Annotated in this window: 21 protein-coding genes; 7 read left to right on the forward strand and 14 right to left on the reverse strand. The window is 62.3% G+C overall.

Annotation, left to right across the window (positions count from 1 at the left end):
- Positions 1-35: 35 nt before the first annotated feature.
- The gene (locus IB279_RS08940) at positions 36-950 is read right to left on the reverse strand and encodes a LysR family transcriptional regulator (protein ID WP_375292942.1); all 915 of its coding nucleotides are present in this window, start codon (positions 948-950) and stop codon (positions 36-38) included.
- Between the two features lie 101 nt (positions 951-1,051).
- Here IB279_RS08940 and IB279_RS08945 point away from each other — a divergent pair, with 101 nt between their 5' ends.
- On the forward strand, positions 1,052-2,059 hold the full coding sequence (locus IB279_RS08945) for an NAD-dependent epimerase/dehydratase family protein (protein ID WP_113188680.1): 1,008 nt from the start codon (positions 1,052-1,054) through the stop codon (positions 2,057-2,059).
- A gap of 46 nt (positions 2,060-2,105) precedes the next feature.
- On the opposite strand, the gene IB279_RS08950 is transcribed toward IB279_RS08945, so the two are convergent.
- Both IB279_RS08950 and IB279_RS08955 read right to left on the reverse strand, forming a co-directional pair.
- Entirely contained in the window at positions 2,106-3,068 is a 963-nt protein-coding gene (locus IB279_RS08950) for a lytic transglycosylase domain-containing protein (protein WP_162741265.1), read from the reverse strand.
- A gap of 88 nt (positions 3,069-3,156) precedes the next feature.
- Complete coding sequence (locus IB279_RS08955) at positions 3,157-3,666, reverse strand: GNAT family N-acetyltransferase (RefSeq protein WP_113188681.1); 510 nt, start codon at positions 3,664-3,666, stop codon at positions 3,157-3,159.
- A gap of 37 nt (positions 3,667-3,703) precedes the next feature.
- Here IB279_RS08955 and IB279_RS08960 point away from each other — a divergent pair, with 37 nt between their 5' ends.
- The gene (locus tag IB279_RS08960; RefSeq protein ID WP_112771675.1) at positions 3,704-4,273 is read left to right on the forward strand and encodes an XRE family transcriptional regulator; all 570 of its coding nucleotides are present in this window, start codon (positions 3,704-3,706) and stop codon (positions 4,271-4,273) included.
- 2 nt (positions 4,274-4,275) lie between these two features.
- Here the strand turns inward: IB279_RS08960 and IB279_RS08965 are convergent, their stop codons facing one another.
- The 5 genes from IB279_RS08965 to trxB all read right to left on the reverse strand — a co-directional run bounded on the left by IB279_RS08965 (position 4,276) and on the right by trxB (position 9,204).
- Positions 4,276-5,079 (reverse strand): aminoglycoside phosphotransferase family protein, encoded by an 804-nt coding sequence (locus IB279_RS08965; RefSeq protein ID WP_089045926.1) that lies wholly within the window; start codon positions 5,077-5,079, stop codon positions 4,276-4,278.
- Positions 5,080-5,142: 63 nt separating this feature from the next.
- Positions 5,143-6,264, reverse strand: coding sequence for an alkene reductase (locus IB279_RS08970; protein WP_113188682.1), 1,122 nt, complete (start codon positions 6,262-6,264; stop codon positions 5,143-5,145).
- Between the two features lie 47 nt (positions 6,265-6,311).
- Positions 6,312-6,602 (reverse strand): helix-turn-helix transcriptional regulator, encoded by a 291-nt coding sequence (locus tag IB279_RS08975; RefSeq protein WP_034791288.1) that lies wholly within the window; start codon positions 6,600-6,602, stop codon positions 6,312-6,314.
- Between the two features lie 614 nt (positions 6,603-7,216).
- Positions 7,217-8,113, reverse strand: a complete 897-nt coding sequence (locus IB279_RS08980) for a LysR family transcriptional regulator VtlR (RefSeq protein ID WP_034791460.1) — start codon at positions 8,111-8,113, stop codon at positions 7,217-7,219.
- Positions 8,114-8,229: 116 nt separating this feature from the next.
- Positions 8,230-9,204 carry a thioredoxin-disulfide reductase gene (gene trxB, locus IB279_RS08985; RefSeq protein ID WP_034791290.1) on the reverse strand — a complete coding sequence of 325 codons (975 nt, stop codon included), beginning with the start codon at positions 9,202-9,204 and terminating at the stop codon, positions 8,230-8,232.
- 624 nt (positions 9,205-9,828) lie between these two features.
- On the opposite strand from trxB, the gene IB279_RS08990 reads away from it, so the two are divergent.
- Genes IB279_RS08990 through IB279_RS09000 form a run of 3 tightly spaced genes read left to right on the forward strand, consistent with a single transcriptional unit; the run spans position 9,829 to position 12,160 of the window.
- On the forward strand, positions 9,829-10,299 hold the full coding sequence (locus tag IB279_RS08990; protein WP_034791292.1) for an Lrp/AsnC family transcriptional regulator: 471 nt from the start codon (positions 9,829-9,831) through the stop codon (positions 10,297-10,299).
- 9 nt (positions 10,300-10,308) lie between these two features.
- Positions 10,309-11,130 carry a glycosyltransferase family 2 protein gene (locus IB279_RS08995; protein WP_034791294.1) on the forward strand — a complete coding sequence of 274 codons (822 nt, stop codon included), beginning with the start codon at positions 10,309-10,311 and terminating at the stop codon, positions 11,128-11,130.
- Between the two features lie 7 nt (positions 11,131-11,137).
- On the forward strand, positions 11,138-12,160 hold the full coding sequence (locus IB279_RS09000; RefSeq protein WP_060517419.1) for a glycosyltransferase: 1,023 nt from the start codon (positions 11,138-11,140) through the stop codon (positions 12,158-12,160).
- A gap of 38 nt (positions 12,161-12,198) precedes the next feature.
- Here IB279_RS09000 and IB279_RS09005 read toward each other — a convergent pair whose 3' ends face one another.
- Both IB279_RS09005 and greA read right to left on the reverse strand, forming a co-directional pair.
- Positions 12,199-13,257 carry a glycosyltransferase family 4 protein gene (locus IB279_RS09005; RefSeq protein WP_112984228.1) on the reverse strand — a complete coding sequence of 353 codons (1,059 nt, stop codon included), beginning with the start codon at positions 13,255-13,257 and terminating at the stop codon, positions 12,199-12,201.
- A gap of 87 nt (positions 13,258-13,344) precedes the next feature.
- A complete protein-coding gene (gene greA, locus IB279_RS09010) occupies positions 13,345-13,821 on the reverse strand; it encodes a transcription elongation factor GreA (RefSeq protein WP_034791305.1) in 477 nt (158 codons plus the stop codon).
- A 293-nt stretch (positions 13,822-14,114) separates the two neighbouring features.
- Here greA and IB279_RS09015 point away from each other — a divergent pair, with 293 nt between their 5' ends.
- A complete protein-coding gene (locus tag IB279_RS09015) occupies positions 14,115-15,608 on the forward strand; it encodes an MFS transporter (RefSeq protein WP_113188683.1) in 1,494 nt (497 codons plus the stop codon).
- A gap of 53 nt (positions 15,609-15,661) precedes the next feature.
- Here IB279_RS09015 and IB279_RS09020 read toward each other — a convergent pair whose 3' ends face one another.
- From IB279_RS09020 to IB279_RS09030, 3 genes are all read right to left on the reverse strand, one after another.
- A complete protein-coding gene (locus IB279_RS09020; protein ID WP_051659217.1) occupies positions 15,662-15,997 on the reverse strand; it encodes a hypothetical protein in 336 nt (111 codons plus the stop codon).
- A gap of 134 nt (positions 15,998-16,131) precedes the next feature.
- Positions 16,132-19,623, reverse strand: a complete 3,492-nt coding sequence (carB, locus tag IB279_RS09025; RefSeq protein ID WP_034791307.1) for a carbamoyl-phosphate synthase large subunit — start codon at positions 19,621-19,623, stop codon at positions 16,132-16,134.
- A 218-nt stretch (positions 19,624-19,841) separates the two neighbouring features.
- Positions 19,842-20,870, reverse strand: a complete 1,029-nt coding sequence (locus IB279_RS09030; protein ID WP_113188684.1) for a zinc-dependent alcohol dehydrogenase family protein — start codon at positions 20,868-20,870, stop codon at positions 19,842-19,844.
- A gap of 263 nt (positions 20,871-21,133) precedes the next feature.
- Here IB279_RS09030 and IB279_RS09035 point away from each other — a divergent pair, with 263 nt between their 5' ends.
- On the forward strand, positions 21,134-22,072 hold the full coding sequence (locus tag IB279_RS09035) for a neutral zinc metallopeptidase (RefSeq protein ID WP_034791344.1): 939 nt from the start codon (positions 21,134-21,136) through the stop codon (positions 22,070-22,072).
- Between the two features lie 61 nt (positions 22,073-22,133).
- On the opposite strand, the gene IB279_RS09040 is transcribed toward IB279_RS09035, so the two are convergent.
- A complete protein-coding gene (locus IB279_RS09040) occupies positions 22,134-23,126 on the reverse strand; it encodes an aldo/keto reductase (protein ID WP_112975385.1) in 993 nt (330 codons plus the stop codon).
- Positions 23,127-23,239 lie beyond the last annotated feature (113 nt).

Consider the following 23,239-nt stretch of genomic DNA (forward strand, 5'->3'; position numbering starts at 1 on the left):
ACTAGTATTGAGCAGCAGCGGGAAGTGTCTGAAAGTCAGATCTCGGTATTCTCGTCTGCAAGCGCAGTGCCACGAATATAGGCCCGCAGTCCCGCGGCAAGTGCGTCGAACGTGACGCGACAGCGGGGAGCCGTCTTCAGGTTCTCATGCATCACCAGCCAGGTATCGAGCTTCATCTCGAACAAGCCGGGCAGCACTGGGAGGAGGTCGGGATCGCGTGCCGCAAGTCCGCTCTGGCAGATGCCTATGCCGAAGCCGGCGCGGATTGCGGCCAATTGGGCAAGATTGCTGTCGGCCCTCAGCGCAAAGCGTGTGGCCGGCAGTTCGGGCGAGCGGGCGATGATCGCCCGGATCGCCGCAGTCTCTCGGTCGTAACCGATCAGGCTGTGATTGCTAAGGTCTGCCAGTGTCTGCGGCATGCCGCGTCGCTCGATGTAGCGGCGATGGGCGTGAAAGCCTAAGGGAACCGCGCCGAGATGTCGGGCGATCAGCGCATCCTGTGCGGGCGCCACCATGCGCACCGCGATATCGGCCTCCTGGCGCAAGAGGTCCTCGACCGTGTCCGAGGCGGAAAGCTCGATCGTCAATGCAGGATTGGCAGCGTGCAGTTCTGAGAGGATCGGCGGCAGGACCTCGATGCCGATGACTTCGCTGGCGCTGATGCGCACAGTGCCGCTGACCGTATCGCGCTGGCCCGACGCGGCGCGCAAGAGCGCAGCCGATGTCGCGGCGAGCGTCTCGGCATAGGGCTTGAGTGCCAGCGCGGCGTCGGTCGGCAACAGACCGTGCGGGGAGCGCACGAACAGCGGATAGCCGAGTGTCGCCTCCATGGCGTCCACGTGCCGGCCAACAGTCGGTTGCGTCAGGCCAAGCTCGCGGGCGGCGGCTGACAACGATCCCTCCTTAAGCACGGCGAGGAACGTTCGGTAGAAATCCCAGCTCAAATCCATCTTGCTCATGGATTTCAGTATAGCCGCGCAAGATTTTTCGGCAATTCCGTTTAGCTCGTGAATGCGTGATCCTGCCTTCATCGAAACGGATGGAGTGTGACATGACCGAGATGCAGCAGAGAACAAGACGTGCGCTGGTGCTCGGCGCGACGGGCGGTATCGGCAGCGCCGTCGCCCGTGGGCTCCGCAGACGCGGCTGGCTGGTGTGTGCCTTGAACCGAAACGCCGCGACGGCGGCGCAGGCCGAGCCGGCGTTCGAATGGCGGCACGGCGATGCCATGAACGCGGGCGACGTTCGCACTGCTGCCGAAGGGGTGGATCTGATCGTGCACGCGGTCAATCCGCCGGGTTACCGCAATTGGGGCACCTTGGTGCTGCCGATGCTGGACAATACGATCGCCGCCGCCAAGGCCACCGGTGCACGCATCCTCTTACCGGGAACGATCTACAATTTCGGTCGCGACGCCTTTCCCGTCCTGACGGAGGACGCGCCGCAGAACCCGGATACCGACAAGGGTCTGATCCGCAGGGAGATGGAGCGCCGTCTGAAGGACTCCTCGGAGGCAGGTGTCGGCGTCATCATCGTGAGGGCAGGCGACTTCTTCGGTCCCGGTGCGGCCAACAACTGGTTTTCGCAAGGGCTGGTAAAGCCGGGCAGAGCGTTGGGCGCGATTTCCTACCCGGGCCGCGAGGGGATCGGCCACCAATGGGCCTATCTGCCCGATGTCGCCGAAACCATGATCCGCCTCGTCGAGCGCGCCGAGGACCTGCCGCCTTTCGCCGTTTACCACATGCGCGGCTTCCTCGACCGCAATGGAACCGAGATGATCGCGGCGATCCGCCGGGTTGTCGGCAAGCCGGCGCTTCCCGTCCGGGCCTTCCCGTGGTGGCTGATCGACTTGGCTTCGCCCTTCGTTCCGCTCTTCAGGGAGTTGCGCAAGATGCGCTATCTCTGGCGCGAACCGTTGAGAATGCCGAACGAGCGGCTGCTTGCCGTGCTCGGCGAAGAGCCGCACACGCCGATCGACGAGGCGGTTGCAACGACGCTCGTCGGACTTGGCTGCCTGAATGCCCCGCGGGCGCTTCCGCAAGGGATTGCCGCAGGCTAGCGCGCGCGCATGTCCAGGATCGCTTTCGGACAGGCCTCGATAGCTGTCAGTTCCGGAAGACGAGGCAAGCGCCCCCGCTCTTGCGGATGGTGGCGCAAAGCTTGTTCGCGTCCGCCTGGGTCTCGCGGCCGATGCGTGCAGCGTAGCGGATTCGCAGGCCGAAGCTGGCATTGCGCTCGCGCAGGAGAAGCGCCTTCTCGCTGCGGATCGGCTCCGGCAGGCGCTTGACGGCGCTGACGAACAGTCGCTGCGCCACTGATTTCTGGAAATGCGCGGCAAGCTGTACGCCCCAGGGCGCCCATTCGGCTTCGTCGATCACCTCGATGTCGCGCAGGTTGCGGGTGCTGGCGAGCGCCACGCAGCCGTCGATGAAGCTCTTGTTCTTGTCGAGCGTCAGGTCGAGGATCTTCGGCGGATTGTCGCGCCAGTCCTCGACGCTGTAGGCGGTGATCGCGAGCACGTAGTTGCGCGTTTCCGCCGGCAGCCAATCGACCTCGAGAAAACGCTCCAGCCCGTTCTCGCCGGCATTATAGGCGGCAGCCGCATAGCCGAGATTGCCGTAGCGCGACTTCAGTTCGTTCAGATACTCTGCCGACTTGCCGAGCGCCTCGACGACATCGAAGCTATTGTTGAGCCCTCGCATCTTCGCCGTTCCCGGCATGAATTGCGCGATGCCTTCGGCACCCTTGGGGCTGACGGCATTGGGCCGGAACAGGCTTTCGCGCCAGATGAGCCGGGCGAAGAAGGCCGCGGGCAGGTCGTTGACCGTCGCATAGTGGTCGATCACGCCGCAGATATCGCGGGCGAAGTTTTCCTTGCTGATGCAGAGCGACTTGGCGGGGTCGGTGGCCGACGGGCCGGAATAGACGCATTTGGGCTGTGCGGCGAGGTCGTCGATACGAGCCTCTGCCTCGGTCACGTTTAACGCCGGAATGCTGACAGCCAGCGCCAGTGCCGCTCTCGCGACACGTGCCCAGGCACTCCATCTGACCTTCCGCCGAAGACCCACGTCAAAACATTTCCAGAAACAGTCCTTGAAGGTTCATAGCATCTCCCGCCGCCTCGACAAACGGCCATTGTCGAGGCGCCGCCGCGGGTTAGCGCGGCGAGCCCGTCGGAAGCACCAGTTGCATAAATGTGAGATCGAGCCAGCGGCCGAACTTCGTGCCGACCTCACGCAGCCGGCCGGTATCCTCGAAACCCAGTTGGGCATGAAGGCGGATCGAGGCTGCGTTCTCCGATTCGATGCCGGCGATCATCACATGTTTGCCAAGCCGTTCGGCCTCGGCGATCAACGCGACCATGAGTTTCCGGCCGATGCCGCCACCGCGCCGATCCTTGTGAACATAGACGGAGTGCTCGACCGTATGGCGATAGCCATCGAAGGCGCGCCAATCGCCGAAGGACGCATAGCCGATGACATTGCCTTGCTCGCAGACCGCCACCAGCACAGGATAACCCACGTCCGTGCGCGCCTTCAGCCAGGCCACGCGATTGGCGACATCGACCAGGGTCTCGTTCCAGATCGCCGTCGTGTTTGCCACGGCGTCGTTGTAGATCTCGCAGATGACTGGCATATCGTCTTGGATGGCCGCCCGGATCAGCATGCTTGCTCCTCGCATTCGTTCACTATATGACTACGATATGAATACTAAAGTAGACAGTCTGGATCAACGGCTCAGTGAACGAATTCGTCTGGAAAGAGAGGCGCGCGGCTGGTCGCTGAGCGAGCTTTCGGAGCGATCGGGTGTCTCGCGCGCGATGATCCACAAGGTAGAGCGGGGCGATAGTAGCCCGACGGCCACGCTGCTGGCAAAGCTCGCCGGCGCGTTCGGGCTCACCATGTCCACTCTGATCGCGCGTGCGGAGATGAGCCAGGGCAGGCTGTCGCGGCGCCAGGATCAGGCGGTGTGGCGCGATCCGCAGACCGGATATCTTCGGCGCCATGTCTCGCCGATGTCGGACCTACCGCTCGAGCTTGTCGAGGTTGAACTTCCGGCCGGCGCCGAGGTGCCGATCCCGGCATCCGCCTATGCGCTCCATCGCCGGTGGATATGGGTGACTGCGGGGCGCCTGACCTTCGTGGAAGGGTTGGAGACCCATACGCTCGGCATCGGGGATTGCCTGGAGCTCGGCCCGCCGCAGGATTGCGTCTTCCGCAATGTCGGCGGAGAGACCTGTATCTACGCCGTCGTCCTGTTGCGGACGGGTTGAGCCTAGCTGCCGAGCTCGGCGATTGCGATCCGCGCCATCGTAAGGTCATTCTCGACGCCGAAATCGTCATTGTCTTCCAGGAACCAGGCTGCGGAAAGCCCGGCATAGGCAAGCACCCAGTTGAGAATGCGCTGCGGGTGAAGCCCGGTCTCCTTCGCGACGATCGGCAGATGCCGCTGCAACCGGCCCGGAGCGGTGACCAGGGGCAGTTCTGGATTGCAGAACAGGTTGGCGTAGTCGTAGCCGCGATCGCCGAGGACGCGTTTCGGATCGATCGCCAGCCAGCCGCGGTCGCCAAAATCGAGGATGTTGGCGTGGTGGACGTCGGCATGCAGCACGACCGGCGGTTCGGGATCTGCAAACAGGCTTTTCGCCGCCTCGAGCGCGCGGGCAAAGAGACCGCCTTGAGCGGGAGCAGCCGTCTCCAGGGAAGCGAACCATTTGTCGAGTGGCACGAGATCGCCGGGAACCGGTGTCGAGCGCGGCGCATGGAGCTCGGCGACGGTGCGGCAGATGATGCGCGTCACTTCCTCGTCGCTTCCGGTCATCGCCATGTGGAAGAGGTTGCGCTGGCTGTCCGTGCGCTCCATCAGCACCGCGTCGCCATCGGCTTCATAGACCTTTGCAGCGCCATGCCCGTTCCAGTAGAGCAGGGGCAGGCGGCCATACTTCTCTTCCGGGTCCTCGGCGACCTTGAGCATCGCCTGCTGGCCGCGATAGCGGACGGGGTAAAGACGGCTGGAGGGGGTTACGATGACGTCGCCGTCAGGATGCAATGACCATTTTTCTGAATATAGCGAAAACATAAGCTCTTCATTCCCAAAGACAAATGCCCCGCCGAAGAGGCGGAGCATTGCCATGTGGGAGTGTCAGGCGACCTGTTCAAGGGCCGGATAGTCGGTATAGCCCTTGGCGCCACCGCCGTAGAAGGTTGCCTGATCCGGCGCGTTGAGCGGCGCATCGCGCTTCAACCGTTCGACGAGATCCGGGTTGGCGATGAACGGCTTGCCGAAAGCGACAAGGTCGGCTTCGCCGTCCTTGACCGTCTTTACCGCGAGTGCCCTGTCATAGCCATTATTGGTCATCCAGGCAGCCTTGCCGCCGGCAGCGACATAGGTCGAACGCAGGGCGTCGTAGTCGAATGGCTGGTCGCCCTGCTGGTGGTCGCGCGGGCCGCCGGTCGCGCCTTCGATGATGTGGACATAGGCGAGGGGGTAGCGGGCGAGGTTCTTGACCACATGGCCGAACACCTCCTGCGGTTGCGGATCAAAGGCATCATTGGCGGGAGTGACGGGCGAAAGGCGGATACCGACCCGGCCGGCGCCGATTTCATTCGTCACGGCATCCATGACCTCGAACAAAAAGCGGGCGCGGTTTTCGATCGAACCGCCGTAGGTATCCGTGCGGTGGTTCGAACCCGAACGCAGGAACTGGTCAATGAGATAGCCGTTGGCCGCATGGATCTCGATGCCATCGAAGCCGGCGTCGATCGCGGCGCGCGCAGCCTTGCGATAGTCCTCGACGATCGCTTCGATCTCGGTGGTCTCCAGTGCATGCGGCTCGGAGGTTTCGGCAAAGGAGCCAGTACCGTCCGAATTGACCAGATAGGTCTTCGACTTGGCGCGAACGGCCGACGGCGCAACAGGCTTGCCGCCACCCGGCTGCAGAGAATCATGCGAAATGCGACCGACATGCCACATCTGGACGACGATCCGGCCGCCCTTGGCGTGCACCGCGTCCGTCACCTTGCGCCAGCCTTCAAGCGCTTCCGGCGTATAGAGGCCCGGAACGTCGGCATAGCCCTGGCCCTGCTGGGTGATCGCCGTTCCCTCCGAGATCAGCAGGCCTGCCGTCGCGCGCTGCTCGTAGTAGGTCACATTCAGGGTGTTCGGAACGGCGCCCGGGGATCGGTTGCGGGTCAGCGGCGCCATCACGATGCGGTTTTTCAGCGCGATGTCACCAATGGTGATGGGGTCGAAAAGCGAGGCCATGGGAGGTCCTTTCAGGGGGGGGGGCTGCTTGGGAGAAGGTGGTTGATTCAGAGATCGCCGATGCTCTCGAGGAAGGCGGCGATCGTCTCTTCATCGCGGCGGTAGAAGATCCATTGGCCAACCTTGCGGGTTGTCACGAGGCCGGCGCGCTGAAGCACAGCGAGATGCGAGGAAACGGTCGACTGCGACAGGCCGCAGCGTTCGAACTGGCCGGCACATACGCCGAGATCGAGCGGATGCTCCTGGGTCGGAAAATGGCGCTGCGGCTCCTTCAGCCAGGCGAGGATGTTCACCCGCACGGGATGGGCAAGCGCCTTGAGGATTTCGTCTCGGTCCATGGTATATCGCCATATCGTGTTTTAACGATAAATGTATCGCTAAAACACGATATTCAAATCACAAGACCGTGAGCGTGCTGCAGGCAAAAAAAGAGGGCCTCAAGAAAACTTGGGCCCTTGTAGTTGTGAAGGTAATAAGAACCTCCAGAGGGGAACAGCTAATGCGGTGGCGGGGAGGAGAAGCCACCAAGAATGCATCAGCTGCATTTTAATATGGGAAGCGAAGTATCGGCTTTCAATAGCCGGCTGTGATTTTCGTCACGTTTCGCCTGTATCTAACAGTAGACAAAAAAAGAGGGCCACAAGATGACTTGGGCCCTTATAAGTTGTGAAGGTAATTAAACCTCCAGAGGGGAACAGCTGCTGCGGTGGCACTGGGAGGAGAAGCCACCAAAGATGCATCAGCTGAGTTTGGTATGCTGCTTTTTTGGGCGCGCAACAATCATTTTCTGTGCATGACAGCCATGTCATGCGCGCATCCCTGCCTATTTCTGCGGCGAACAATAAAAATGCGCCGCACAATAGAGACGGCGCATCCGTAATATCGATGTAAAAACAGATGGTTGGCGGCCTCTTGGGAAAATGCTCGGAAAATGAGCATTCGCCGAAGCGTCCTAAAAGTTCCAGTTGCGGGCCTTGGCGACGATGTAGTCGCGGAAGACCTTGAGCTTGGCTGCGTTCTTCATCTCGTCCGGATAGCAGAAATAGGTATCGAATGACGGGATGTCGGCGCTGATCGGCAGCTGGATGAGGCCAGGATCGCGACCGACGATATAGTCGGGCAGCATGGCGACGCCGATGCCGAGCAGGCAGGCGCGCTTGATCGAGGTCTGGCTGTTGATCTGCAGGTGCGACACGCGTGGATTGTCGGAATCGCGGCCGGCGATCTCGAGCCAGTTGACGTCGAGCAGATAGTTCGGCGCCGGCTCGCCGAAGGTGATGATGCGGTGGTTGTCGAGATCCTCGACTGACTGCGGCTCGCCATACTTGTTGATGTAGGACGGAGCTGCATAGACGTGCATGTGCACGGTGAAGAGCTTGCGCTGGATGAGGTCCGACTGCTGCGGCTGACGCAGGCGGATGGCACAATCCGCGTGGCGCATGTTCACGTCCAGCTCCTCATTGTCGAGGATGAGCTGAACCTGCACGTCCGGGTGCAGCGACATGAACTCCTGGATCTTGTCGGTGAGCCAGCCCTGGCCGAGTCCGACCGTCGTGGTGATGCGCAGCTTGCCGCTCGGCTTGTCCGTGGTTTCGCTCAGTTGGACCTTGACACTCTCGAGCTTCATCAGCACTTCATGCGCGGTGCGATAGAGGATCTCGCCCTGTTCGGTGAGGATCAGGCCGCGCGCATGGCGGTGGAACAGCTTGATGCCGACATCCTGCTCCAGCGAACTCACCTGCCGGCTGATCGCGGACTGCGAAAGATGAAGCTTGTCTGCCGCATGGGTGAACGACCCAGCCTCGGCCGCCGCGTGAAAAATGCGCAGTTTGTCCCAGTCCAGCGACATGTAGTCCCCCATAAGAAACCACTCCGGAAGACGGGGTCCTGTCTTCCGGGCGTGGCTGATGCATCTGTTCCCACACGGGCGAGGTGCCTCAGCGGCACCACCCCGATTCGCAGCTTCTATTCGGCTGCAATTGCGACGGGCATATGACCCGCCAGGTATTTCTCGGCCTCAAGCGCTGCCATGCAGCCCATGCCGGCCGCCGTAACCGCTTGACGGTAAATGTCGTCCGTCACGTCGCCTGCGGCAAAAACGCCGGGCACGTCGGTCGCCGTCGAATCGGCCGCGGTCCAAAGATAGCCGTTGGACTTCTGCCGAAGCTTGCCTTTGAAAAGTTCGACTGCCGGCGCGTGGCCGATCGCGACGAACACGCCGTCGGTGACCATGTCGGAGGTTTCGCCGGTCTTGGTGTTGCGCAGCTTCACGCCGTTGACGGAAGCGGGCATCGGCGGCTTGGCCGGCGCACCCAGGTATTCCGTGACCTCGTGATCCCAGATCACCTTGACGTTCGGCTTGGCGAACAGGCGCTCTTGCAGGATCTTCTCGGCGCGGAAGCTATCACGGCGGTGAACGACAGTGACCGTCTTGGCGAGGTTCGAGAGATAGAGCGCTTCCTCAACGGCCGAGTTGCCGCCGCCGACGACGATCACGTCCTTGTTGCGATAGAAGAAGCCGTCACAGGTGGCGCAGGCCGAGACGCCGAAGCCCATGAAGGTCGGTTCGGTCTCGATGCCGAGCCACTTGGCCTTGGCGCCGGTTGCGATGATCAGCGCGTCCGCCGTCCAGTCGTTACCGCTGTCGGTCTTGATGCGGAACGGGCGCACCGACAGGTCGACATCGGTCACGAGATCGTTGACGATCTCAGCGCCGACATGGGTCGCCTGCTTCAGCATCTGTTCCATCATCCACGGGCCTTGGACCGGATCGGCATAGCCCGGGTAGTTTTCGACGTCAGTCGTGATCATCAACTGGCCGCCCTGTTCCATACCGGCGATCAGTACGGGCTCGAGCATGGCGCGCGCCGTATAGATGGCGGCGGTATAGCCAGCCGGGCCGGAGCCGATGATCAGCACTTTCACGTGACGGGCAGTCATAATCTTGTCCTTCGCTCATCGGAGAGGATTGCCTCCACATCCGATTCCATTGCGTCAATGGGAAATCGTCCCATACTTTAGGTATTCCCCACCATGACTTTCAAGAGTGCGCAGCCTGATACACACAAGTGCTTGAGCCTCAAGCCCGCTTTTGCCACCAGATGACGCGCTTAGGGCACAGGCGTCGGCCCGGCATTGATCCGCGCCGCACCCCGACAATGGAGCGCTCCTTGCGTCGCTCCTGAAGATGTCCACCTCTATTTGCGCATCTACCGGCATCGCCAACGCCATTTTCCCGCGAATAGTCGGCCGGGCTGCTTGTTGTCCAGCGGGTTTGACGATATTTCACGCGGATTCACTTTGCTGGAGAAGCATATGGGGTTGAATGCCGGCCGTGCATGGTTGCACTGGGAAAGCGCTGCGCTCGGCCACGCACCGACTCGAGACGACCTTGCCCTTGACGAGCGCGCCTTGCTGAAAATCTCGACCGAGATGATCGCGGCAGCGCCGGGATAGGCGGACATCAGTCGACGTCGCCCGCCATCGGGGCAACCTCACCATCGGCAGACACAAGTTTTCGACTTTGCCTCGCGCTCAAAGTCACCACGAAAAGGACGAACGTTCATGACGAAACAAGTTGAGCTCGACGCTATCGATCTCAAGATCCTTCGCGAGCTCCAGCGTGATGGCCGGATGACCAATGTCGATCTCGCGCAAAGGGTCGGCATCTCCGCGCCGCCCTGCCTCCGGCGCGTGCGCAAGCTCGAAGAGACCGGCGTCATCAAGGGCTATCACGCACTGCTGAACGCACCGGCGCTCGGCTTCGATCTCGTCGCTTTCTGCATGGTCGGCCTGAAGCGTCAGTCGGAGGCCGACCTCAAGGCGTTCTCGGCCGCTACTGCAGAATGGCAGATCGTCCGGCAGGCCTGGACGGTTTCCGGCGAAAGCGACTTCCTGCTGCATTGTGTCGCCGAAAACCTCACGACTTTCCAGGATTTCGTCATCGAAGTGCTGACGGCCAATGAACGGGTCGACACGGTGCGCACGATGCTGACCATTCGCCAGGTCAAGGATATCGGCCTCGTCCAGATCTAAGGCCCGCCCATGAACAAGCTTCCGCTGTCCGCCTTCATCATCTGCCAGAACGAAGAAGCCTATCTCGGCAATTGCATCGAGAGCCTCGAGCAGTGCTCAGAAATCGTCATCGTCGATTCCGGCTCGACCGACGGAACGGCAGCACTCGTGCAGTCCTACATCGACAAGGGTTGGCCGATCCGTTTCCTGCATGAGCCGTGGCGGGGCTATGCCGGCCAGAAGCAGTTCGCGCTCGACCAATGTACGCAGCCCTGGTGCTTCAACATCGATTCCGACGAACGCCTGGACGAACCGCTGAAGGCACTGCTGCCCTCGCTGCTCGATGCGCCGCCGGAGACGGTCGGCTGGCGCGTCGCGCGCAGGCCCTACCTCATCGGCTACGGCTACACGCCGGAGCGGGCGCACGAGCGGCGAAACCTGCGTCTGATCCGCCAGGGCAGGGGACGATACGATCTCAATCAGAAAGTCCACGAGGGGATCGTGCCGGATGGCGCGGTCGGCGCCGCTGCCAAGGGCAGCCTGCTGCACTATCGGCCGCTGATCATCGACGAGCAGATCCTCAAGGAAAACAAGTATTCGACGCTGAAGGCCGATCAGCAGTTCGCCGCCGGTAAGTCGGCGCGCCCTTACAAAATGCTGTTCAGCCCGCCACTCTATTTCCTTAGGCTTTATTTCCGCAACGGCCTGTGGCGCTGCGGTTTTCCAGGCTTCATTGAGGCGATGACCGGAGCGGTGTACGCTTTCCTGACCGCCGCCAAGATCTATCAGAGGCACGCGCTCAAGCGGCATCCGAACCATGACGACATGGATCGGCGCGCGAGCAAGCGGTGAGGTTTTCATGAAAGTCATGCATTTTCACTTCGGCAAGGATGGCGGCGCTGAGCGTTTCTTCGTCCACCTGGTCAACGCGCTCGCCGAGCGTGGCGTCGAGCAGACCTCGGTCATCCGCCATGGTCGTATCTGGAAGAAGGACATCGAGGGTGCGACGCGCATCATCGAAAGCAACTTCCGTAACCTGTCGCTCGACCGGATCCTCCTGCCGATGAAGGTCAGCAGCATGGCACGCCGCGAAAAGCCGGATGCGCTGTTTGCCTGGATGCCGCGCGCCAGCCGCCTGATGCCCAACTACAAGGGCTGCATCAAGATCTCGCGTCTCGGCGACTATCCGCTGCGGCTCGACTATTTCCGCAACACCGATTGCCTCGTCTGCAACACGCCGGGCATTGCCGAACATGTGCGCAAGATCGGCTGGAAGCGCGACGTCGAAGTCATCTCCAACTTCACCGGAACCGAGCGGGTCGCGCCCATCAGCCGCGCCACGCTCGACACGCCTGAGAACGTGCCTGTGGTCATGTCAATGGGGCGCTTCGTTCCGCGCAAGGGCTTCCACACGCTGATCCAGGCGATCGCCAAGGTGCCGGATGCCTATCTGTGGCTCGTCGGCGATGGCGAAGAACGTGCAAATCTGGAGAAACTGGCCGCCGACCTCGGCGTGGCAAAGCGCGTGCGTTTCGCCGGCTGGCAGAAGGACACGCGGCCTTTCCTTGCCGCTTCCGACATCTTCGTGATGGCATCGAGCCACGAGCCGCTCGGCAACGTAATCCTCGAATCCTGGGCGCAAGGGACACCGGTTGTTTCCAGCCGTTCAGAAGGGCCGCAATGGTTCATGCGCGATGGCGAAAACGGCTTGATGGTCGATATCGGTGACGCTGACGGCTTTGCCCAGGCAATCGACCGCATCGCGGGCGATACGTCGCTCGGTGAACGGCTTGCCGAACGTGGGCACGAGACCCTGATGAACCAGTTCTCGAAGCAGGCGATTACCGACGCCTATCTGAAGCTCTTCGCTTCGAAGCGCTGAGAGAGTCTAGTGCGAGGCAGCCACGCGGTGGCAGCCTGTCAGGGACGCATCAGGCGTTCATAGACCGCGTTGATCGCGCGGGCCTCGCCCTCGATCGCAAAGGATGCGCGGGTCAGCCCCAGACCGTTGGCGCCAGCCAAGGTCCGGCGATGATCATCGTCCATGAAGCCAGCCGTTGCCTCGACCATTGCCTGCAGATCGTTGGCGGCGATCACGGCGCCGGTTTCCTGCTCTCCAACGACGACCAGTTCCGAAAACGCGCCGACGTCGGTTGCGATAACGGGCACGCCTGTCGCCATCGCTTCGAGCGGCGTCAGCCCGAAACCTTCCCAGCGCTGCGGCGCGATGAAGAGATCGAGCCCACGATACCAGTCCGGAATGTTGGTGTGCTCGCCAACGAAACGGATGCGGTCGGTGAGCCCGGCCTTTGCGACCCGCTCTTTCAATTCGTTCTCGAAGGCGACGTGCGGGCCGGTGGCGCGACCGGCGACGATGGCACTCCAGCCAGGCCGGCACGGCAGAAGCGCAATCATGCTGTCGACGAAGAGATCCGTGCCCTTCTGCTTACGCACCCGCCCGAAGCAGCCGACATATTTTTGCGCCGGGTCGAGCCCGAGCGCAGCTTTGGCTGCCGCTGTGTCGGCCGGCGGCTGGAAGCGCTTGGTATCTATGCCGTGCAGGATCACCGTGTTCGGCACCTGCAGATAGGCGGCGGTCTTGCCGCTGGTCGCGATTACCGCGTCCATGCGCGAAATCAGAAACTTGCTCCAGCCTGTGTGGCGGCGCTGCGACGCAGAGGTGAAGACGATCTTCAGCTTCATGCCGAGCAGGTCGCGCAGCACGATCGCCGGCAGCATTTCGACATTGCGGCGCGCATGCCAGACCCGGCAGGGCCGTCCGTCCGGTGCGCTCCACAGGCGCAATAGATCGCGGAAGCGGATCGAGGGCAGGGTGTCAGGCAAGCCCGGGCCAAGCACGGCGATCTTTTCGCCGAGCGCGCGCTGGATCGGAATTAACTGGATGATGGTGGACGTCACGCCCGAGAGGCGGCGCTTGAAATTGGGAGCGATGACCTCGACGTTCCGGATATCGGCCACGAAAGCGCACTCCTTGCGCGAGCAACGATCGTCTTTTGAAAAGGAGAAACGGGGCGAAGGCAGGCTTCGCCCCTTGGCTAGGGCTGATCAGCCCCAGTTGACGGCGAGAATTTCGTAGGCCTTGGAACCGCCAGGCGCGTTCACTTCGATGGAATCGCCGACTTCCTTGCCGATGAGCGCGCGCGCGATCGGCGACGAGATCGAAATGCGGCCAGCCTTCACGTCGGCTTCCTGGTCGCCAACGATCTGGTAGGTCTTTTCTTCTTCAGTGTCTTCGTCGACGAGTTTGACCTTGGCGCCGAACTTGATCTTGGAGCCGGACATCTTCGAGAGATCAATGACTTCCGCGCGGGCGATCAAGTCTTCGAGCTCGGTGATCCGGCCCTCGTTGTGGCTCTGCGCTTCCTTGGCAGCGTGGTACTCGGCATTTTCCGACAGGTCGCCATGTGCACGGGCTTCGGCAATCGCCTCGATGATTCGCGGTCGTTCTTCCTGCTGGCGCCAGCGCAGCTCCTCCTGCAGGTTGACGAATCCGCCCTGTGTCATCGGCACTTTTTCGACCATTTCAATGTCCTTCATCAAGCACGAGGCGCCGCCCTTAGGGCGGCGCCAACGCAAAAGAAAACGGTCTCCGGCGCGTAAACGCCGGAACCGTCCGAAACTTCGAACCTTGGTTATAGCAGAAACGGAAGCGCGAAAGCCAGATATTTCGCCATCATCCACCGAACCCTGAAAGGCGACTGCAACTTGTGGAGGAAGCGATGGGGTGGCAAGCTACGCAGAAAGCGCTTTACCTCAACCGCGATTGAGGTCGTAACAAAGGTGTTCCGAAGAGATAGCAGCGAGGAACGTTGGGCATGGTTCTGGCGAGGGACGAAACCAAGGCAGGCGAAGGCAATACCGCACTTCAGGAGGACGGCCGCTGGAGCGAACTGTTGCGGCCGGACTATCTGGCGACGACGGCTGCCCTTTGCCTCGGGGTCGCGTTGTTCGCATTCAACGAGTTTTTCGTAGCGACCGCGCTGCCCACAGCCGTCGAAGAGATCGGCGGCGCTACGCTGTTGTCCTGGGCCGTCACGCTCTATCTCGTCTTTGCCATTCTCGGCGGCGCTGTTGCCGCCACGCTCAAGTCAAGGTTCGGCGCACGAGGGACGCTGATTACGGCCGCGCTCATCTTTGTCGTCGGCACCCTCATCGCGACCGCCGCCGGCAGCATGCCGCAGGTCCTCGCCGGTCGCGTGTTTCAGGGATTTGGCGAGGGGATCATTGCCGCGGTCTGCTACGCGCTGATTCCCGAACTCTTCCCGCCGCGTCTGGTCCCAAAGGTATTCGGAGCCGAGGCCATCGTCTGGGCAACGGCGGCCTTTGGCGGGCCACTCGTGTCCGGATTCCTGACGGAACACTGGTCATGGCGGGTGGCTTTCGCCGTCAACGTTCCCGCAACCGTCATCTTCGTTGCGCTCGTTCTGCTGATCGTACCGGCACGCAAGGTGCCATCGACCGACACGCCTCGTCCAATCCCGCTGCTGCGGCTGACCGTCGTCGGTTCCGGCATATTGCTGATATCGGTCTCAAATACGGCGAGCAGCGTCCCATTGATGGCGGCTGCGCTGGCGACGGCTCTGACCATCCTCGGGGCAGCCGTCGCAACCGACCGTCGGGCGGAGCATCCGATCCTGCCCGCGGGCGCCTTTCAGCTCACAAAACCGCTCGGCACCGGACTTTGGGTCGTGCTGCTGATGCCCCTCGCTCAAGCGTCCGGCTCGGTGTACCTCATTTATGGCCTGCAACATGTCTGGAATTTCAGCCCCACGGCCGCCGGTTTTTCCGCGGCATTGATGGCGATCTCCTGGAGTGTGACCGCTATCGCCGTCGCAAGCCTGCACTCGCACGCTCTGCGCGTGAAGCTCATCCCTGCGGGACCTGCGCTTCTCAGCCTCGGGCTTGCCGGTCTGATGATCGCCTTCGCGATCGACGATTACCGGCTGGTCTTCCCGAGCCAGATCGCGGTCGGGGCCGGGTTCGGCATGTCGTGGGGCACGCTCAGCCAGCTGATGATGGACGTCTCCTTGCGAGGAGAGCGGGACAAGACCTCAGCGTTTCTGCCGACGTTGCAGTCGGCCGGTTATGCGATCGGCGCGGCGATCTGCGGGCTGACGGCCAATCTTCGCGGTTTCGACGAGAAGGCGAACGTTGCCACGATGCACGCCGCCTTGTTCACGGTTTTCGTCGTCGCGTTCCTGATCTCCACGGCTTCTCTGTATCTGGGCGTCAGAACCGTGCGGCTCGCAGCGAGCCACGCGCGTCGTGATCGGGGCAGAACTGCTGCCGAGGCCCTGGCGGCAGACTAACAGTGTGATCAGGCGCAGGATGGATGTTCCTGCGCTTTGCTCATGGCGCTGCTTCAGGCTGCAGCGTAGAGAGAGGCGCCGACCTGGCGGCGGGCAAGCAGAGCCCGCTGTTCGGCGCCGCGGCCGATGGAGGGCACGATTGTTGCCAGCAGCCTGCGGTTGCTGGAACGGACCTGGACCTTCAGCGAACCATAATCGGCATCGCGGCCGATCTTGTCTGCGATCCGCTGGCCGTAATAGAGGGCCGATCCCTCGTCGAAATGGCTGATACCGTCTTCATCGACGAAGTGCTCGTCGCCCCACAGCAAATCAAAGAAATAGAGTTGCACGATCTTGCCCCATGTCGCGCCCACCGGCGAAGCCGCCGATCTCTCAGTGCGCAGGGTCATAGAAACATGTGCGGGGGGAATGCAGGCTGAACCGGTCGTTCATGCGGCGTTCAGCGGAGGGGCGGGCTGTTGAAGCGCATCACACCCTCGGGGATGGCGGCGGCGCGCGAGGGTTTCGCGCGCCGCGGTCTTTCTTAGGCCTTGAAGTAGCTCTGCAGCGGGCGCACTTCGAGGCTGCCTGCCTTCAGAGCCTTGATTGCGTGCGCAGCCGCTTCAGCACCGGACATGGTGGTGTAGTAGGGCACCTTTTGCATCAGCGTGGCGCGGCGCAGCGACTTGGAGTCCGAGATCGCCTTGTTGCCGTCCGTCGTGTTGATGACGAGCTGAACGTGACGGTTGCGGATCGCATCCTCGACGTGCGGACGACCTTCCTGAACCTTGTTGATCTTGGTGGCGGCAATGCCGTGTTCACCGAGGAATCGAGCCGTGCCGCTGGTCGCCATGACCTTGAAGCCGATGTCGACGAGGATGCGGATTGCCGGCAACACCCGGGTCTTGTCCTCGTCGCGCACCGAAACGAACACTGTTCCATCGCGCGGCAGGTCGACGCCGGCGCCGAGCTGCGACTTGGCAAAGGCCAGTGCATAGTCGGTGTCGAGACCGATGACTTCGCCGGTCGAGCGCATTTCCGGGCCAAGCAGCGTATCGACGCCGGGGAAACGTGCGAACGGGAAGACTGCTTCCTTGACCGCGATGTGCTTGAGGTTGCGCGGATCCGGCTTTTCGCCATAGGCGGCGATCGCGACATCGAGCGCTTCGCCGGTCATGACGCGGGCCGCGATCTTCGCGATCGGTGCACCGATCGTCTTGGCGACGAAGGGTACGGTACGCGAAGCGCGCGGGTTGACTTCGAGCACGTAGATCGTGCCGTCCTTGATCGCGAACTGCACGTTCATCAGGCCGCCGACATTGAGCGCCTTGGCAAGGGCTGCCGTCTGGCGCTCGAGTTCGTCGACCATGTCCTTGTCGAGCGTGTGTACCGGCAGCGAGCAGGCGCTGTCGCCCGAGTGGATGCCGGCTTCCTCGATATGCTCCATAATGCCCGAGACGAAGACATCCTTGCCGTCGCACAGGCAGTCCACGTCGACTTCCGTGGCGTTGGTCAGGTAGCTGTCGAAGAGCAGCGGGTTCTTGCCGAGCAGCGTGTTGATCTGGCCGGTCTTGTCGTTCGGATAGCGCTGCTTGATGTCCTCAGGAACGAGGCCCGGAACCGTGTCGAGCAGGTAGCTCTGCAGCATGCTTTCCGAATGGATGATCTGCATGGCGCGGCCGCCGAGAACGTAGGACGGGCGCACGACCAGCGGGAAGCCGATTTCGGCAGCGACGAGGCGGGCCTGCTCGACCGAGTAGGCAATGCCATTGTTCGGCTGGTTGAGGTCGAGCTTCATCAGAAGCTTCTGGAAGCGGTCGCGGTCTTCGGCAAGGTCGATCGCGTCGGGTGCCGTGCCGAGGATCGGGATGCCGTTCTTTTCCAGCGCTTCGGCGAGCTTCAGCGGCGTCTGGCCACCGAACTGGACGATGACGCCGACGAGTTCGCCCTTTTCCTGCTCGGCGCGCATGATCTCAATTACATCTTCGGCCGTCAGCGGCTCGAAGTAGAGGCGGTCGGAGGTGTCGTAGTCGGTCGAGACCGTTTCCGGGTTGCAGTTGATCATGATCGCTTCGTAGCCGGCATCCTTCAGCGCGAAGGCGGCGTGGCAGCAGCAATAGTCGAACTCGATGCCCTGACCGATGCGGTTCGGACCGCCGCCGAGAATGACGACCTTCTTGCGGTCAGACACTTCAGCTTCCGAGCGGGCGGCACCGACGAAAGGCGTTTCGTAGGTCGAGTACATGTAGGCGGTCGGCGAGGCGAATTCGGCAGCGCAGGTGTCGATGCGCTTGTAGACCGGGCGGACATTAAGCGCATTGCGCAGTTCCGCCACTTCCTTCGGGCGCTTGCCGCCGAGCGTTGCCAGGCGGGCGTCGGAGAAGCCCATCGCCTTCAGCATGCGCAGGTTCTCGGCATCGGCAGGCAGGCCGTGCTCGCGGATGCGTGCTTCCATGTCGACGATCGCCTTGAACTGGGCGATGAACCACGGGTCGATCTTGCTCGCCTCGTGAACCTCGGCTTCGCTCATGCCAAAGCGCAGCGCCTGCGCAACCATGCGCAGTCGGTCCGGCGTCGGCGTGCCGATCGCCGCACGAATGGCGTTACGGCCATCGCCGTTCTCGTCCATGTCGGGGATTTCGATTTCGTCGAGGCCGGTAAGGCCGGTCTCGAGGCCGCGCAGCGCCTTCTGCAGCGATTCGGCAAAGGTACGGCCGATCGCCATGACTTCGCCGACCGACTTCATGGCGGTGGTCAGAACCGGCGATGCGCCCGGGAATTTTTCAAAGGCGAAGCGCGGGATCTTGGTGACGACGTAGTCGATCGACGGTTCGAACGAGGCCGGGGTCGCGCCGCCGGTGATGTCGTTGTCGAGTTCGTCGAGGGTGTAACCGATCGCAAGCTTCGCCGCGATCTTGGCAATCGGGAAGCCGGTCGCCTTGGAGGCGAGGGCCGACGAGCGCGACACGCGCGGGTTCATTTCGATGACGACGAGACGGCCGTCCTTCGGATTGACGGCGAACTGCACGTTCGAGCCGCCGGTCTCGACGCCGATCTCGCGCAGAACCGCGATCGAGGCGTTGCGCATGATCTGATATTCTTTATCGGTCAGCGTCAGCGCCGGCGCAACGGTGATCGAATCACCGGTGTGCACGCCCATGGGGTCGATGTTTTCGATCGAGCAGATGATGATGCAGTTGTCCGCCGTGTCGCGGACCACTTCCATCTCGTACTCCTTCCAGCCGAGCACCGATTCTTCGATCAGCACTTCGGTGGTCGGCGACGCATCGAGACCGCTGCCGACGATGTCGAAGAATTCCGTGCGGTTATAGGCAATGCCGCCGCCGGTACCGCCGAGCGTGAAGGACGGACGGATGATGGCGGGCAGGCCGACATCGTCAAGCGCCTGCGCGGCAATCGCCATCGCGTGGTTCATGTAGCGCTGCTTGCGGTCGCCTTCGCCAAGGTTCCACTGGTTCTCGAGGTCATCGAGCGCCTTGTCGAGCTCGGCGCCGGAAAGCCGGCTCTTCAGTTCGGCGCGCTCGGCCTCGTGCGTCTTGCGGTCATGGTCCTTGATGTCGGTGGCATTCGCCAGCCGCGACTTCGGCGTTTCGAGGCCGATCTTCGCCATGGCTTCGCGGAAGAGGGCGCGGTCTTCGGCCTTGTCGATGGCGTCCGGCTTGGCGCCGATCATCTCGACATTGTAGCGGTCGAGAACGCCCATGCGGCGCAGCGAGAGCGCCGTGTTGAGCGCAGTCTGGCCGCCCATGGTCGGCAGCAGCGCGTCCGGGCGCTCCTTGGCGATGATCTTGGCGACGACTTCCGGGGTGATCGGCTCGACATAGGTTGCGTCCGCCAGACCCGGATCGGTCATGATCGTCGCCGGGTTGGAGTTGACGAGGATGACGCGGTAGCCTTCCTCCTTCAGCGCCTTACAGGCCTGGGTGCCGGAATAGTCGAATTCGCAAGCCTGACCGATGACGATCGGCCCCGCGCCGATGATAAGAATGGACTTGATATCTTGGCGCTTCGGCATGGTCGATCATCCGTTTCTAGCTGCGCGAAAAACCGGCCGAGGTGGGAGGTCACCGGCCGGGCACGCATTGATGGGTCTTTTCAGGCTAGAAGCGGCTTATAGGCAAATGTTTCTGCAAGCGAAACCCCGAAAATTCCGGAATCGACAGGAACCAGCCATATTTGCGCACCTCCGGCCATGCAGCGCGCTTCGCGCGCGGCGAAACAGCGCCGGGAATGTCAGGGGCGGCCGGGGATGACGAGAACCTTGACCTCTCCGGCCGCCGGCGGATGCGCAATGACGTCGGCTGCTTCGCCGAGCGTCACTTGCCGCGAGATCAACTTGTCGATCTCGATGGCGCCTGAGGCGACGAGGTCTGCTGCACGGCGGTGGACGAAGGGGTTTATGAAGGATCCGAGCACCCGCAGTTCGCGAAAGAGAATGTCGAACGGTTCGATTTCCACGGTCTCGCCCTTCGGCATGACGCCGAGGATCACGACGGTGCCACCGGACCTGGCAAGGCGAGTCGACTGCATGACGGTTTCGGCAACGCCGGCGCATTCGATGACGACATCGACCCCGCCGGGAACGAGCCCGGTGTCACCGGCGATCTGTTCGATGATATCAGTAGAGGAAGGATCGACCGTCGCCGTTGCGCCGACCTCTTCGGCAAGACGGCGCTTTGCCGCCTGTCGTGTGGAAAGAATGACCGTCGTTGCGCCGGCGAGGCGGACGAGCTGTACGACCAGTAGGCCGATCACACCGCCGCCAAGGACGACGACGGAGGAGCCGGCGCGAATGCCCGCCATATCCACGCCATGCAGACAGCAGGCGAGCGGCTCGCAGAAGGCGCCATGAACGGGGTCGAGGCTCAGTGGTATGTCATGAGCCTGCTTGCGGTGCATAACCACGTATTCTGCAAAACCACCGTCACGATGGATGCCGATCGCCCGGAGATTGCGGCAGAGATTGATGCGCCCGGCGGTACATTGCGGACAGGTACCGCAAGCGATGTTGGGGTCGCCAGTGATTCTCGCGCCGATTGCGATATCGGAGACCCTGCTTCCCACCGCCTCGACGATGCCGCAGAATTCGTGGCCGAGCGTCACCGGCGGGGTCGAGGGGAATTCGCCGTGCAGCAGATGCCGGTCCGTGCCGCAGATGCCGCAGGCTTCGACCCGCACCAGCAGATCGTCCGGGCCGGGTAGGGGCTTTGGCACTTCTGCGACCCGCAGCTGACCGATACCTTCGAGCCGCAATGCCTTCATCGCCCTGCCTCCTCGTCCTGTCCGCATGGGCATAGGAGCCGCAAAGCAGGTTTGCGTCAAGGCGAGCGCGGCTGCTCAAGAGAGGGCGGCCGGTCGGGCCGGCGGCCCGGCTGCCGGCAGCGCCTTGGCGAAGTGGTCGCCTTGTCAAAAAGATTGGTGAGATCGCGAACTTACGGGGCGCGATTGCGTTTTACAACGACGTTAGGGCCGTCTTATAAAAGAGCAGACCGACAACGCCTTTCAGAGGCCGGGGAGGACAGATCATGGAATGGAAGGGCCGCCGCCAATCCGACAATATCGAAGACCAGCGCGGCGCGAGCCCCGGTGGCGGCAACCCGTTTGGGCGGGGGGGCGGTTTCCGCATGCCAGGCGGTGGCGGCGGCATGCGGCGCGCCGGAGGCGGTATGAGCTTCGGTACGATTATCTTCCTCGTCGTGCTCTATTTCATCCTCAAGGCCATGGGCATCGACATGCTGCAGGTGCTGGAAGGCGGCGGCGGCCAGGTGCAGATGCCGGGCTTCGAGCAGAGCGATGGTTCGCCGGCACCGCGCGGATCCGCTCAGGAAGAGGAAATGAAGCAGTTCATGGCGACGGTGCTCGCCGAGACTGAAGACACCTGGAACGGCATCTTCCAGGCAAACGGCCAGCAGTATGAAGAGCCGAAGATGGTGCTCTTCCGTGGCCAGGTGCGTTCTGCCTGCGGCTTTGCTTCGGCTGCCTCCGGGCCGTTCTATTGCCCGGGCGACCGCAAGGTCTATCTCGACATGAGCTTCTTCGACGAACTCGCGCAGAAGTTCGATGCGGCCGGCGATTTCGCCCAGGCCTATGTCGTCGCGCATGAGGTCGGCCATCATGTCCAGAACCTGATCGGCGTTCTGCCGAAGTTCAACCAGATGCGCCAGTCGATGAGCGAGACCGAAGCCAACCAGATGTCGGTGCGCGTCGAACTGCAGGCCGATTGCTTCGCCGGTGTCTGGGGCAAGTATACCCAGCAGAAGGGCCTGCTCGAACAGGGCGACCTTGAAGAGGCGCTGAACGCGGCCACCCAGATCGGCGATGATACGCTGCAGAAGCGCATGCAGGGCTATGTCGTTCCCGAGAGCTTCAATCACGGGACCTCCGAGCAGCGCATGCGCTGGTTCAAGCGCGGCTTCGACAGCGGCAAGATGACGGCCTGTGATACTTTCTCGGGCGCGGCCTGATTTCTTTGAACCAGAATCATTCGAAAGGGCCGGCTTGTCTGCCGGCCCTTTCGTTTGTGGCTTAGCGCTCGCTGTCCATGTGGGCGAGCTGGGCTTCTGGATACCGCGCGCCGGCTGCCGCATTCTTCGGCACTGACTGTTCGATCACCGCCAGATCGTCTGCGCTGAGATGGACGTCGCGCGACGACAGGGCCTCTGCCAGTCGATCGCGCCGCCGCGCGCCGACGAGCGGTACGATGTCCTTGCCCTTGGCCGCAACCCAAGCGATCGCGATCTGTGCCACCGACACGCCCTTGCCTTCGGCGATTCGTCTCAAAGCCTCGACGAGGGCGAGGTTTCGATCGATGTTGTCTTCCTGAAACCGCGGGCTCATGGCGCGGAAATCGCCCTTGCCGGCCGCGCCTTTCTGCCAATGGCCGCTGATCAGCCCGCGTGAAAGGACGCCGTAGGCGGTGATGCCGATACCGAGTTCGCGGCAGGTCGGCAGGATTTCATCCTCGATGCCGCGCGAAATCAGCGAATACTCGATCTGCAGGTCGACGATCGGATGCACGGCCGCCGCACGCCGGATGGTTTCTGATCCGACTTCCGAGAGGCCGACATGCCTGACGTAACCCGCCTTCACCAGATCGGCGATTGCGCCAATGGTGTCCTCGATCGGCACATCCGGGTCGAGCCGGGCGGGACGATAGATGTCGATATGGTCGACGCCGAGCCTCTGCAGCGTGTAGGCGAGAAAATTGCGAACGGCCTTGGGCCGGCAATCGTAGCCCAACCAGTTGCCGGCGGCATCGCGCAGGGCGCCGAACTTCACGCTCAGCAGCGCCCTGTCGCGCCTTCCGCCCTTCAACGCTTCGCCGATCAGCATCTCGTTGTGACCCATGCCGTAGAAATCGCCGGTGTCGAGCAGCGTGATGCCGGCTTCCAGCGCTGCATGGATCGTGGCGATGCTTTCGGCCCGGTCCGCAGGGCCGTACATGCCGGACATGCCCATGCAACCGAGGCCGAGCGCCGAAACCGAGGGACCGGACTTTCCGAGTGAAACGTAATCCATCTTCGTTCTCCTTCGACAAGGCCGAAAACCAGCCGGCCGTTTGCTCGGTCTCCTGTTTACTTCGTCCGATGCCGTGCGATAATCCGATCTCAATCGAACGACTTGTACGAAAT

The sequence above is a fragment of the Ensifer sp. ENS06 genome (assembly GCF_014852205.1).
GTDB classification, from domain to species: Bacteria; Pseudomonadota; Alphaproteobacteria; order Rhizobiales; family Rhizobiaceae; genus Ensifer; species Ensifer adhaerens.

What these genes read in the sequence shown, in the direction of transcription:
- IB279_RS08955 (WP_113188681.1), bottom strand. Translation starts at nt 3,666, where the DNA reads ATGCTGATCCGGGCGGCCATCCAAGACGATATGCCAGTCATCTGCGAG.
- IB279_RS09035 (WP_034791344.1), top strand. Translation starts at nt 21,134, where the DNA reads ATGGAATGGAAGGGCCGCCGCCAATCCGACAATATCGAAGACCAGCGC.
- IB279_RS09020 (WP_051659217.1), bottom strand. Translation starts at nt 15,997, where the DNA reads ATGACCCTGCGCACTGAGAGATCGGCGGCTTCGCCGGTGGGCGCGACA.
- IB279_RS08995 (WP_034791294.1), top strand. Translation starts at nt 10,309, where the DNA reads ATGAACAAGCTTCCGCTGTCCGCCTTCATCATCTGCCAGAACGAAGAA.
- carB (WP_034791307.1), bottom strand. Translation starts at nt 19,623, where the DNA reads ATGCCGAAGCGCCAAGATATCAAGTCCATTCTTATCATCGGCGCGGGG.
- IB279_RS08960 (WP_112771675.1), top strand. Translation starts at nt 3,704, where the DNA reads ATGAATACTAAAGTAGACAGTCTGGATCAACGGCTCAGTGAACGAATT.
- greA (WP_034791305.1), bottom strand. Translation starts at nt 13,821, where the DNA reads ATGGTCGAAAAAGTGCCGATGACACAGGGCGGATTCGTCAACCTGCAG.
- IB279_RS09030 (WP_113188684.1), bottom strand. Translation starts at nt 20,870, where the DNA reads ATGAAGGCATTGCGGCTCGAAGGTATCGGTCAGCTGCGGGTCGCAGAA.
- IB279_RS09015 (WP_113188683.1), top strand. Translation starts at nt 14,115, where the DNA reads ATGGTTCTGGCGAGGGACGAAACCAAGGCAGGCGAAGGCAATACCGCA.
- IB279_RS08965 (WP_089045926.1), bottom strand. Translation starts at nt 5,079, where the DNA reads ATGTTTTCGCTATATTCAGAAAAATGGTCATTGCATCCTGACGGCGAC.
- IB279_RS08970 (WP_113188682.1), bottom strand. Translation starts at nt 6,264, where the DNA reads ATGGCCTCGCTTTTCGACCCCATCACCATTGGTGACATCGCGCTGAAA.
- IB279_RS09040 (WP_112975385.1), bottom strand. Translation starts at nt 23,126, where the DNA reads ATGGATTACGTTTCACTCGGAAAGTCCGGTCCCTCGGTTTCGGCGCTC.
- IB279_RS08975 (WP_034791288.1), bottom strand. Translation starts at nt 6,602, where the DNA reads ATGGACCGAGACGAAATCCTCAAGGCGCTTGCCCATCCCGTGCGGGTG.
- trxB (WP_034791290.1), bottom strand. Translation starts at nt 9,204, where the DNA reads ATGACTGCCCGTCACGTGAAAGTGCTGATCATCGGCTCCGGCCCGGCT.
- IB279_RS09000 (WP_060517419.1), top strand. Translation starts at nt 11,138, where the DNA reads ATGAAAGTCATGCATTTTCACTTCGGCAAGGATGGCGGCGCTGAGCGT.
- IB279_RS08940 (WP_375292942.1), bottom strand. Translation starts at nt 950, where the DNA reads ATGGATTTGAGCTGGGATTTCTACCGAACGTTCCTCGCCGTGCTTAAG.
- IB279_RS08945 (WP_113188680.1), top strand. Translation starts at nt 1,052, where the DNA reads ATGACCGAGATGCAGCAGAGAACAAGACGTGCGCTGGTGCTCGGCGCG.
- IB279_RS08980 (WP_034791460.1), bottom strand. Translation starts at nt 8,113, where the DNA reads ATGTCGCTGGACTGGGACAAACTGCGCATTTTTCACGCGGCGGCCGAG.
- IB279_RS08990 (WP_034791292.1), top strand. Translation starts at nt 9,829, where the DNA reads ATGACGAAACAAGTTGAGCTCGACGCTATCGATCTCAAGATCCTTCGC.